The organism is Actinocatenispora comari (assembly GCF_017312725.1).
Taxonomy (GTDB): Bacteria; Actinomycetota; Actinomycetes; order Mycobacteriales; family Micromonosporaceae; genus Actinocatenispora; species Actinocatenispora comari.
In genome coordinates, this window is the sequence record NZ_BOPO01000064.1 from 58,326 (window position 1) to 69,227 (window position 10,902).

General features: G+C 72.5%; 11 protein-coding genes. 7 read left to right on the forward strand and 4 right to left on the reverse strand.

Annotation, left to right across the window (positions count from 1 at the left end; genetic code table 11):
- The first annotated feature begins 100 nt into the window (after nt 1-100).
- Nucleotides 101-1,141 carry an SIS domain-containing protein gene (locus NUM_RS18580; protein ID WP_207126193.1) on the forward strand — a complete coding sequence of 347 codons (1,041 nt, stop codon included), beginning with the start codon at nt 101-103 and terminating at the stop codon, nt 1,139-1,141.
- A 21-nt stretch (nt 1,142-1,162) separates the two neighbouring features.
- Here the strand turns inward: NUM_RS18580 and NUM_RS18585 are convergent, their stop codons facing one another.
- Entirely contained in the window at nt 1,163-2,161 is a 999-nt protein-coding gene (locus NUM_RS18585; RefSeq protein ID WP_207126147.1) for an ABC transporter substrate-binding protein, read from the reverse strand.
- 384 nt (nt 2,162-2,545) lie between these two features.
- Here NUM_RS18585 and NUM_RS18590 point away from each other — a divergent pair, with 384 nt between their 5' ends.
- From NUM_RS18590 to NUM_RS18605, 4 genes are read left to right on the forward strand one after another with little or no spacing between them, the layout of a single operon-like run.
- Nucleotides 2,546-3,193: an ABC transporter permease gene (locus NUM_RS18590; protein WP_207126148.1), complete on the forward strand. Its 648-nt coding sequence runs from the start codon at nt 2,546-2,548 to the stop codon at nt 3,191-3,193.
- A 52-nt stretch (nt 3,194-3,245) separates the two neighbouring features.
- Nucleotides 3,246-4,421 (forward strand): ABC transporter ATP-binding protein, encoded by a 1,176-nt coding sequence (locus NUM_RS18595; protein WP_370467018.1) that lies wholly within the window; start codon nt 3,246-3,248, stop codon nt 4,419-4,421.
- On the forward strand, nt 4,418-5,209 hold the full coding sequence (locus NUM_RS18600) for an ABC transporter permease (protein ID WP_207126149.1): 792 nt from the start codon (nt 4,418-4,420) through the stop codon (nt 5,207-5,209). The genes NUM_RS18595 and NUM_RS18600 overlap by 4 nt, the downstream gene beginning before the upstream one ends.
- 8 nt (nt 5,210-5,217) lie before the next feature.
- Nucleotides 5,218-6,186 (forward strand): glycine betaine ABC transporter substrate-binding protein, encoded by a 969-nt coding sequence (locus NUM_RS18605; protein ID WP_207126150.1) that lies wholly within the window; start codon nt 5,218-5,220, stop codon nt 6,184-6,186.
- A 65-nt stretch (nt 6,187-6,251) separates the two neighbouring features.
- Here the strand turns inward: NUM_RS18605 and NUM_RS18610 are convergent, their stop codons facing one another.
- From NUM_RS18610 to NUM_RS18620, 3 genes are read right to left on the reverse strand one after another with little or no spacing between them, the layout of a single operon-like run.
- Complete coding sequence (locus tag NUM_RS18610) at nt 6,252-6,959, reverse strand: hypothetical protein (RefSeq protein ID WP_207126151.1); 708 nt, start codon at nt 6,957-6,959, stop codon at nt 6,252-6,254.
- 34 nt (nt 6,960-6,993) lie between these two features.
- Nucleotides 6,994-7,761 (reverse strand): dioxygenase family protein, encoded by a 768-nt coding sequence (locus NUM_RS18615; protein WP_207126152.1) that lies wholly within the window; start codon nt 7,759-7,761, stop codon nt 6,994-6,996.
- 57 nt (nt 7,762-7,818) lie between these two features.
- Complete coding sequence (locus tag NUM_RS18620) at nt 7,819-8,649, reverse strand: DUF2785 domain-containing protein (RefSeq protein ID WP_207126153.1); 831 nt, start codon at nt 8,647-8,649, stop codon at nt 7,819-7,821.
- A gap of 140 nt (nt 8,650-8,789) precedes the next feature.
- Here NUM_RS18620 and NUM_RS18625 point away from each other — a divergent pair, with 140 nt between their 5' ends.
- Complete coding sequence (locus tag NUM_RS18625; protein ID WP_207126154.1) at nt 8,790-10,268, forward strand: sensor histidine kinase; 1,479 nt, start codon at nt 8,790-8,792, stop codon at nt 10,266-10,268.
- Nucleotides 10,269-10,347: 79 nt separating this feature from the next.
- Complete coding sequence (locus tag NUM_RS18630) at nt 10,348-10,902, forward strand: RNA polymerase sigma factor (protein ID WP_207126155.1); 555 nt, start codon at nt 10,348-10,350, stop codon at nt 10,900-10,902.

Here is a 10,902-nt window from a genome sequence, read left to right on the forward strand (position 1 = left end):
GAACTGCGTGCTGCGGGAAGGACCCGGCACCGGCACCGGGAAACCGGGCACGGAAGGAGCGAACATGGTGGAGCACACCGCGCGGGAGGCCGGCGCCGGCATGGCCGCCGACATCGCCGAGCAGGCGGCCGGGTACGAGCGGTTGCTCACCGAGGGGCTCGCCCCGATCGCGGCGGTGGCCCGCCAGGTGGCCGAGCTGTCGCCGCGGTTCGTGCTGTTCACCGCGCGCGGCACCAGCGACCACGCCGCGCTGTTCGCCGCGTACCTGACCGAGATCCGGCTCGGCATCCCCGCCGGTCTGGCCTCCCCGTCCTCGATCACCGTGTACGGGGCGCGGCCCGACCTGCGCGACGCGCTGGTGGTCGGGGTCAGCCAGAGCGGCGGCTCGCCGGACCTGACCGAGGTGGTCCGGGTGGCCCGCGAGTCCGGCGCGCACACCCTGGCGGTCACCAACAACCCCGGCTCGCCGCTGGCCGACGCGGCGCAGCTGCACCTCGACGTGCTCGCCGGCAAGGAGCGCGCGGTCGCCGCCACCAAGACCTACACCGCCGAGCTGCTCGCGCTGCTGCTGTTCGTCGAGGGCATGCGGACCGGGTCCGGTCAGCTGGACGCGGCCGACCGGGCCGAGCTCGACCGGCTGCCGGAGCTGGCCCGCACCCTGATCGAGGACCCGACGCCGACACAGCTCGCCGCGCGGTACCGGTTCGCCGACCGGCTGGTGACCACCGGCCGCGGCTACGCGTACCCGACGGCACGGGAGACGGCGCTGAAGCTGATGGAGACCAGTTACCTGTCCGCGCTGGCGTTCTCCGGTGCCGACCTGCTGCACGGCCCGCTGGCGATGACCGATCCGGACGTGCCGGTGCTCGCGATGGTCGGCGACGGCCCCGGCGGGCGGTCGATGTCCGAGGTGCTCGGCCGGCTCGCCGAGCGACGCGCCGACGTGCTGGTGGTCGGCAACGGCGAGGCGGCCGGGCTGCCGGCGCACGCGGTCCGGATCGGTACGCCGGCGGTCGACGAGCGGTTCTCCCCGCTGCTGGACATCGTGCCGATGCAGCGGCTGGCGCTGGCCCTGGCGCTGGCCCGGGGCGAGGACCCGGACGCGCCGCGTGGCCTGAAGAAGGTCACCGAGACGCTCTGACCCCGCCGCGGCCGGGTCGGCTCAGAGCCGCTGCAGGTACGGCGTCAGGTTGTGCAGCAGCGCCGGAATGCTCAGCGCGGTCGGGATGTTGAACGCGGTCACCCAGGTCAGGTCGACCTGGTCGAGGGTCTCCTGCCGGACCGGGCCGACCCGGCGAAACAGCGGGTCGGCGGCGAGCTGCCGGGCGAGCTTCGCGTCGCTGGAACCCATGATCAGCAGGTCGACGTCGTCGAGGTCGGCGAACCGTTCCTTCGACAGCACGACCCGGTTGTCGGCGCCGGCGCCGCCCAGCTTCGCCAGTTTCAGGCCGAGCGCGCGCAGGAACTGCGCGGATGAGGTCCGGTCGCTGTTGGTGCAGACGAACTGGGACGCGCTCTGCAGGTTGCCCAGCTGGAAGCTCTTCCCGACGATCGCCGGGTGGTCCTTCCTGGCCTGGCCGATCTTCGCGCGGACCGAGCCGATCACCCGCCGGGCCGCGGTGACGTGCCCGGTCGCCTGGCCGATCGTCCGGGCGTCGGTCTCCCAGGCCGGGGTGTCGGACCCGTCGCCGTCGACGCCGAGGACCAGCGTCGGCGCGATCTTCTTCAGCTGCGCGTACGTGTCGGCGTCGACCAGGTAGTCGCGGGCGACGATCAGGTCGGGGTGCAGCGTCAGCACCTTCTCCACCGGTACGCCGTCGGTCATCGGGAGGGTGCGGACCGCGCGCTCGATCCGGCCCTGGGTCCACGGTCCGAGCGGGGTGGTCGGGGCCGGCGCGCCGACCGGGTGCACGCCGACCGCGATCGAGGTCTCCAGCAACTGGTCCTCCAGTACCACCACGCGCTGCGGTTGCCGGTCGACGGTGACCGGGCCGTGGGTGGTGTGCACGGTGGTGGGGAAGTGGGACGACGGGTCGGCGGGTGGCTGGCTGGGCGACGCGGCGGACCCCGGGTCGCTGGTGCATCCGGCCGCCAGCAGCAACGTGCCCGCCAGCAGCGTCACGACGAGTCGACGCAACACCGGGATCCTCCCCAAGATCATCTAACTTAGGTAAAGCTAACCTATCATCGCGAGTTGCGGCGGCTGGTGCCGGTCGCCGGCGAGGTTTGGTGCGCGTGCTCTCCGGGTACTGAAGAAGGTTTCTTCCGTCGTGAACCAAGTCACACGGCGGTAACGAAATGCCGGTCCCGGCACGAAGATTCGCCCGCGCCGACGCGCTCCCGCGTTAAATGAGGAAAATGCCCGGTATGCCGTCCGTTAAGGTCCGTTGCGCCGGCGCCCGGTACCTGTCGCGCCCCCGCGCCGGCCGGCCGCGGTAACGGGCCGCGAACGGCCGGTACGCGCGCCCCGTGACGCGCCGCCGGCCATCGGATCCCCGCGGACCCGCCCGGCGGGCCGCGGCCGTCGAGGGAGGACGGTGACCGCTTGAGCTTCTGGGAGTACGTGCGCAACCGCCAAGAGCTGTTGTGGTTCGAGACCTACCAACACGCCAGCATGGTGCTGCAGTGCCTGGTGCTCGCCACCGCGATCGGCCTGATCATCGCGATCATCACGTACCGCAGCAAGACCGCCTCCGCGGTCGCCACCGGCATCGCCTCGGTGCTGTTCACGATCCCGTCGTTCGCGCTGTTCGGCCTGCTCATTCCGGTGTTCGGGCTGGGCGTCACGCCGTCGGTGATCGCGCTGGTGCTCTACTCGCTGCTGCCGATCGTCCGCAACGCGGTGGTCGGAATGTCCAATGTGGACCCGTCGCTGGTCGATGCCGCGCGGGGCATGGGGATGAGCCGGCTGCGGGTGCTGTTCAAGATCGAGCTGCCGCTGGCCTGGCCGGTGATCCTGACCGGCATCCGGGTCTCCGCGCAGCTGGTCATGGGCGTCGCCGCGATCGCGGCGTACGTGTCCGGGCCCGGCCTGGGCGACCAGATCTTCTCCGGCCTGGCCCGCCTCGGTGGCGCCAACGCGGTCAACTCGGCGCTCGCCGGCACCGTCGGGATCATCATCCTGGCGCTCATCTTCGACGGCTTCTTCGTCCTCATCGGACGGTTCACCACATCGAGGGGCATCCGTGGCTGACGACATCACGACCGGTACGACGCAGGCCGCCGCGGCCGCGGACGACTCCGGTCTGCACAACGCGACGCACGGCGTCGAGATCCAGCTGCGCAACCTGACCAAGAAGTACCCGGGCCAGTCGCGCGCGGCGGTCTCGGACGTGACGATGACGATCCCGGCCGGCGAGATCGTCGCGCTGGTCGGCCCGTCCGGCTGCGGCAAGACCACCACGATGAAGCTGATCAACCGGCTGATCGAACCGACCTCCGGGGAGATCCTGATCGGCGGCGAGGACGCCCGCAAGCAGCCCGCCGACCAGCTGCGCCGGCACGTCGGCTACGTCATCCAGCAGGGCGGGCTGTTCCCGCACATGACCATCGCCGAGAACGTGGCGCTGGTACCGAAGATGCTCAAGTGGGCGAAGCCCCGCATCACCGAGCGGGTCGACGAGATGCTGGAGCTGGTCGGGCTGGATCCGGCGCAGTTCCGGGACCGGTACCCGCGGCAGCTGTCCGGCGGTCAGCAGCAGCGGGTCGGGGTCGCCCGGGCGCTCGCCGCCGACCCGCCGGTGCTGCTGATGGACGAGCCGTTCGGCGCGGTCGACCCGATCACCCGCGGCCGGCTGCAGGACGAGCTGCTGCACCTGCAGGAGGAGCTGCACAAGACGATCGTGTTCGTCACGCACGACTTCGACGAGGCGGTGAAGCTCGGCGACCGGATCGCGGTGCTCGCCGAGGGATCGAAGATCGTGCAGTACGCCGAGCCGGCGGAGATCCTGGCCCGGCCGACGAACGACTTCGTCCGGGGCTTCATCGGTACCGGCGGGGCGATGAAGCTGCTGCACGTGACCCGCATCGCCGACGTCGAACTGGGCGCCGGGGTCACCGCGCAGACCGGTGACGACGCCTCGACCGTCCACACCCGACTGTCCGAAGCGGACGAACCGTGGGCGGTGGTGCTCGACGCGAACTCGCGTCCGGTGCAGTGGGCCACGGTCGAGGACCTGGCCGGCAAGCAGGGCCCGGTGTCCGACTACGGCACCCCCATCACCACCACCATCTCCGGCCGGGCCGACCTGCAGGCCGGGCTGGAGGCGCTGCTGGGTTCCGACACCGACTTCGTCCCGGTCACCCGGCGCCGCCGCTACATCGGGCTGGTGTCGCTGAACACCGTGCAGGGCGCCATCCAGCAGCTGCGCGAGCAGGCCAAGCAGCACGCCAGCGTGGCGGCGGGAGAGGACGGCGCATGACACTCGCACCCGACGCCCGCACCGGCCCGGGCGAGTTGGCGCCGGACGCCGCGGTCAAGCCCAAGCCGCGGCGCAAGTGGTACCTGGTGGGCACGCCCGCGCTGATCGTGGTGGCGCTGCTGCTGGACTGGCTCTACGTGCGCGCGAGCCACCCGGACGCGAACGCGCGCACCACGCTGCAGTTCTCGTACCTGGGGACCAAGCTGCTGGAGCACCTGAAGCTCACCGTGGTCGCCGGCGTGTTCGTGCTGCTGATCGCGATCCCGCTGGGGGTGCTGCTGTCCCGGCGCGGCGCGCGGTTCGCGATGCCGATCGTGCTGGCGCTGGCCAACATCGGCCAGGGCGCGCCGGCGATCGGCATCATCGTGCTGCTCGCGGTGCTGTGGCAGACCGGGTTCACCGTCGCGGTGGTGGCGCTGGTGATCTACGCGGTGCTGCCGTCACTGCGCAACACCATGGTGGGGCTGCAGCAGATCGACCCGGCGCTCAAGGAGGCCGGCCGCGGCATCGGCATGTCCTCGGCCGCGGTGCTGTTCAAGGTCGAGCTGCCGCTCGCGGTACCGGTCATCCTCGCCGGCATCCGCACCACGTTGGTGCTGCTGATCGGGGTGGCGGCGCTGTCGTCGCTGATCGGCGCCGGCGGGCTGGGCGAGATGATCAGCACCGGCGTGCAGCTGCAGCGCTACAACGTGCTCGTCACCGGCAGCGTGCTCGTCGCCTGCCTGGCCCTGTTCGTCGACTGGCTGGCCAGCCTGGCCGAACGCTACCTGCGCCCGCGCGGGATCTAGGAGGCACCGTGTCGAAGTTGTTCAGGCTCGGGTTGCTGGCGGCCGGGCTCGCCGCCTGCGGGCTGCTCGCCACCGGTTGCGGCCTGCACCCGGCGTCCCAGTTCGCGCCGGACGTGACCGGCAAGAAGATCAAGGCGGGCAGCCTGGACGGCGCCACGCTGTCGGTGACGTCGAAGAACTTCACCGAGCAGATCCTGCTCGGCAAGATCACCGTGTTGGCCCTCAAGGCCGCCGGCGCTGACGTCGTCGACAAGACGAACGTGCAGGGCTCGATCAACTCGCGCAAGGCGATCGAGCGCGGCGAGGCCGACATGGGCTGGGAGTACACCGGTACCGCCTGGATCACCTACATGGGCCAGTCGAAGCCGATCCCGGACCCGCGCAAGCAGTACCAGGCGGTCAAGGCCCGGGACCTGGCCCGCAACCACATCGAGTGGCTGTCGTACGCCACCTTCAACAACACCTACGCGATGGCGGCCACCGGGCCGAACGCGAAGAAGTACGGCCTGAAGTCGTTGTCGGACATGAAGAAGGTGCCGCCGGCGAAGCGGTCGTTCTGCGTGGAGACCGAGTTCTACTCCCGGGTGGACGGCTTCGCCGGAATGCTCAAGGCCTACGGCATCCCCAAGCCACCCGCCAACCAGGTGCACAAGCTCGACACCGGCGTGGTGTACGACGCGACCGCCAAGGGCACCTGCCTGTTCGGCGAGGTGTTCGACACCGACGGCCGGATCCCGGCGCTGCACCTGACCACGCTGACCGACGACCGGCACTTCTTCCCGATCTACAACCCGGCGCTGACCATCCGCGAGTCGGTCATCAAGAAGTACCCGCAGATCGCCACGATCGAGAAGCAGATCGCCTCCCGGCTGTCCACCCGGGTGATGCGCACCCTCAACGCCAAGGTCGACGTCGAGGGACAGGAACCGGTGCTCGTGGCCCGCGACTGGCTCCGCTCCCAGGGGCTCATCGAGTAGTACCGGAGAAGCCGGCGATCGAGGCGGCCGGGGTGCGGTCGACCCGCACCCCGGCCTCCGTCGGGTCAGAGGGTGCGGTGCACGCCGCGGAGCATGGACAGCATCGCGTCGGCCCAGTCGGGCCGCAGCGTGCCGACCGCGCAGCACAGTACCCGGCGCGCCTCGAACCGCAGCCACGGCTCGTGGCCGGTGGCCAGCGCGGCGACGAACCAGGTCATCAGGCCGGGGGTGAGCACCCGGGCGCGAAACGCCGGGTCGGTGACCTGCACCTCGAACGCGGCGAAGAACCGTTGCGGCAGCGGCATCTCGGGTCCGAGCGCGTTCGGCAGCCAGCGTGGCTTGATCACCAGTGTCGGTACCGGCTGGGGCAGGGTCAGCGCGGCGACGGCGAACACGTACGGCCGGGCCTTGGTGCCGTGCCACACCCGGCAGCGCAGCTCGAACAGGTGCAGCGGCAGGCCGTGCAGCCACCCGGACACCACCAGCCACGCCACCCGGCTGGACACCGCGGCGAGCGAGTCGCCGACGTACGGCACGCCCGGAAACCGGCCGGGCAGGTCCGGCCGCGGCCCCAGCTCCAGGGTGAACCGGTGCGAGCGGGCCCACGGGGCCAGCCGCCCGGCCCGGTCCTCGGTGCGCCGCCGCTGCCGGCGGATTCCCCACCGCCGCAACAGGACGATCCCCACCACCAGCAGCGCGACCGGCAGCAGACCCGACAGCAGCTGGAGCAGCAGCAGCGGGTCGGGCGGCGCCGGATCGGCGAGGACGGGCACGCGCCGAGCGTACGGAGACGGGGCAAACCGGCGGTCAGTCGAACTGCACGGACCGCTTCGACAGGCCGTACCAGAAGCCGTCGACGGGGGTGCGGTGCTCGGCGACCGTGTCCTCGGCGGCGCCGAGCGAGACGAACAGCGGGGCGAAGTGCTCGCTGCGCGGATGCGCGAGCCGCGGCGCCGGCGCCCGGTGCGCGAAGTCCAGCAGCCCGTCCACGTCGCCGGCGTCCAGCGCGCGGGCCGCCCAGTCGTCGAACTCGGTCATGAACGAGGCGGGCGGTGCGTCCACCCCGGCGCCGAAGTCCACGCAGGACAGGTTGTGGGTCAGGAAGCCGGAGCCGACGATCAGCACGCCCTCCTCCCGCAGCGGCGCGAGCAGCCGGCCGACCTCGAACAGCCGGCGCGGGTCCAGCGTCGGCATCGAGATCTGCAGTACCGGCACGTCGGCGTCCGGGTACATCTCGACCAGCGGCACGTACGCGCCGTGGTCCAGGCCCCGCTCCGGCTCGTCCCGGGTCGGGTAGGCCGAACCGACCAGCCGGCGTACCTTCGCGGCCAGGTCCGGCGCGCCCGGCGCGGCGTAGCGCACCTGGTAGTAGCGCTCGGGGAAGCCCCAGAAGTCGTAGGTCAGCGGCACCGTGCTGGTGGCGCCGAGCGTCAGCGGCGCCTGCTCCCAGTGGGCCGAGACCATCAGGATCGCGGTGGGCCGGGGCAGCGTCGCGGACCAGCCGGCGAGCTGGCCGGTCCAGGTCGGGTCGTCGGCCAGCGGCGGGGCGCCGTGCCCCAGGTACAGCACGGGCATGCGTTCGCTCATACCCCACACAAAGTCGTTGATCTCGCAACTATTCCCGGGCCGCGGTCAGCGGTCGGTGGCGACACCCGGCTCCAGCGGCTCCCGGACCGCCGGGTACGGCGGGAAGACCTCGTGCAGCCGGGCCGCGATCGCATCGCACACCGCCGCCCGGTGCGGCACCGGCCGCCGGTCGACCATCACGTAGCCCGCCCGCAGTACCGCGAACGTGTTCGCCGCGTCGATCGGCAGCGGGCCGGGCTCGCCGGTGGCGAACAGCCGGTCGATCGGCGCCAGCCAGCCGGTCGCCTGCGCCTCGGTCAGCTCCGGCCGGGTCAGCGTGCTGGCCAGCGCCCGGGCCAGCCGGTCCTCCTCCTGCTGCGCGTACCGGTAGTCGGTGGCCGCCACGGTGCGCTCGGCGACCAGCGTGAGCAGCTCGGCGAGCTCCGGCGCCGTCGTCCGGGGCGATCGCCCGAACGCGACCACCACGTCGGCGCCGTGCGCGACGGCGTGCAGCCAGCCGAGCTCGTCGTCCCAGCCGCGTACGTCGGGCTCGGTCAGCCACCAGCCGGCGAACGCCGAGCGCCAGCGCGCCAGGGTGGCCGCATCCAGCAGCCCGGCCGTGCTGGCCCGGTCGACGCTGTTGGCGAGGATCAGCGGCGCGAACGTGCGCGCCTGTACCTGCGGATGGGCGAACCGCTCGACCATCGCGTCGCCGATCACGGCCAGCCGGTCGTCCAGCACACCGCGTTCGATCCACCGCCGCAGCACCTCGCGGGCCTGCCAGTCGCGTACCTCCGGATCGGGGGAGGCGAGCAGTTCGAGCAGGTCCGCGACGGCCGCGTCGAGATCGTCGGGTACGGGGAAGTCGGCCGTCACCACGGCAGCCCAGTCGGTCATGCGGCGACCCTACCGACCGGCGCGCCGGCCACCGGCAGGCATCGCCCGGCCCCGCCCGTAGGCGCCGTACGGCCGCCCCGAGCCCGGCCCGCGACGCGTGGGCGCGGCGGGTGAGCCGGCGCACGCCCTAGGCTGGTCGCGTGTCGACACTGCGAGACCTGGTCGAGGAGTACACCGACCTCGCGCCGGCGGACATCGAGCATCTGCACCGGTTGGCCGGTGACTGGCAGCTGCTGTCCGATCTGTCCTTCGCCGACCTGCTGCTGTGGGTACCGACCGCGCACGGCCGGTTCCGGTGCGTGGCGCAGGTGCGGCCGACGACCGCGCCCACCGCGTACCAGGACGACCAGGTGGGGCGGGAGGCCGGCGCGCCGGACTTCGCGCACCTGGGCATCGCCCGGGACGAGCGCCGGATCTGGCGCGAGGGCGACCCGGTCTGGTACGGCGACACCCCGGCCCGGCACGAGGCGATCCCGGTGCGCCGGCTCGGCAGCGACGAGATCATCGCGGTGGTCGGGCGCGACACCAACCTGTCCGATGCGCGTACGCCCGGCAAGCTGGAGCTCAACTACCTGGGGCTCGCCGACGACCTGGCGCTGATGCTGACCCAGGGCACGTTCCCGCCCACCCACCATCCGGGCGAGACCACCTCGGCGCCGCGGATCGGTGACGGGCTGGTCCGCCTGGACGAGCAGGGCAAGGCGGTGTACGCGAGCCCGAACGCGCAGTCCGCGTACCGCCGGATGGGGCTGCCCGGCGACCTGATCGGCGAGGACCTGGCGGCGCTGACCGGCCGGCTCGCCGACGATCCGCTGGAGGGCAGCGAGGCCACCGAACGCATCCTGACCGCGCTGGACGGGCAGGGCCCGGCCCGCAAGGAGATCGACGCGCGCGGCGCGAGCGTGCTGATGCGGGCGCTGCCGCTGCTGCCCGAGGGCACCCCGGCCGGCGCGCTGGTGCTGGTCCGCGACGTCACCGAGGTACGCCGGCGCGACCGCGCGCTGCTGACCAAGGACGCCACCATCCGCGAGATCCACCACCGGGTGAAGAACAACCTGCAGACCGTCGCCGCGCTGCTTCGCCTGCAGGCCCGGCGGTCCGTGCCGCAGGCCCGCGCCGCGCTGGAGGAGTCGGTACGCCGGGTCGCGTCGATCGCGCTGGTGCACGAGACGCTGTCGTTCACCTCCGACGAGGCGGTCGAGTTCGACACGATCGTCGACCGGGTCGCGTCGATGGCCGGCGAGGTCGCCGCGGCCGAGTCCAAGGTGGTGTTCCGGCGCGAGGGCAGCTTCGGGGTACTGCCGGCCGAGGTGGCCACGCCGCTGGTGATGGTGCTCAACGAGCTGCTGCAGAACGCCGCCGAGCACGCCTACCCGGCCGGCGGGTCGGGCGAGGTGGTGGTGTCCGCGCGGCGGCGTCGTCGGCAGGTCGACGTCACGGTCTGCGATGCCGGCGCCGGGCTGCCGGACGGGTTCGTCCTGGACGGCAGCGACCGGCTCGGCCTGCAGATCGTCCGTACCCTGGTCACCGGCGAGCTGCGCGGCACCATCGAGCTGCGTCCGCGCACCCCCGGCCCCGGTACCGAGGCGGCGCTCGCCATCCCGCTGCCCCGGCGCTGACCGCCGCCGGGAACCGTTTCCGCGGGTTCGGGCAACAGCAGGTGTGACGTCACGACACGAGTTGGAGCACGATGCCCGCGTGGGGGTGTCGCAACCGGCAGCGGAGCGTACGGACGCCGACCTGATCCTGGCCGACTTCGCCGCGCTGTTCGACCGGCACGCCGTCGCACTGCACCGCTACCTGGCCCGCCGGGCCGGTACCGGTCCCGCTGACGACCTGCTCGCGCAGACCTTCCTGGTCGCGTACGAGCGGCGCGGCAGCTACGACCGCACCCGGCCCGACGCCCGACCCTGGCTGTACGGCATCGCCGGCAACCTGCTGCGCCGGCGGTACCGCGAGGAGACCCGGCAGTACCAGGCGTGGGCGCGGACCGGGGTCGACCCGGTCGCCGCGGACCACGCCGGCCGGGTCGCCGACGCGGTCGATGCCGGGGTCGCCGCGAGCCGGCTCGCCGGGGCGCTGGCCCAGCTGGCGTACCCCGAGCGGGAGGTGCTGCTGCTGGTGGCCTGGGGCGAGCTGAGCTACCCCGAGGTCGCCGCGGCGCTGGACATCCCGGTCGGCACGGTGCGGTCCCGGCTGCACCGCGCCCGCGCCCGCATCCGTGCCGCCGCCCCCACCCCACAAGGAGACTGA

Bases quoted from the DNA above. Each gene is read 5' to 3' on its own strand.
- NUM_RS18600 (WP_207126149.1), top strand. From the start codon at position 4,418: ATGACACTCGCACCCGACGCCCGCACCGGCCCGGGCGAGTTGGCGCCG.
- NUM_RS18580 (WP_207126193.1), top strand. From the start codon at position 101: ATGGCCGCCGACATCGCCGAGCAGGCGGCCGGGTACGAGCGGTTGCTC.
- NUM_RS18585 (WP_207126147.1), bottom strand. From the start codon at position 2,161: ATGATCTTGGGGAGGATCCCGGTGTTGCGTCGACTCGTCGTGACGCTG.
- NUM_RS18615 (WP_207126152.1), bottom strand. From the start codon at position 7,761: ATGCCCGTGCTGTACCTGGGGCACGGCGCCCCGCCGCTGGCCGACGAC.
- NUM_RS18620 (WP_207126153.1), bottom strand. From the start codon at position 8,649: ATGACCGACTGGGCTGCCGTGGTGACGGCCGACTTCCCCGTACCCGAC.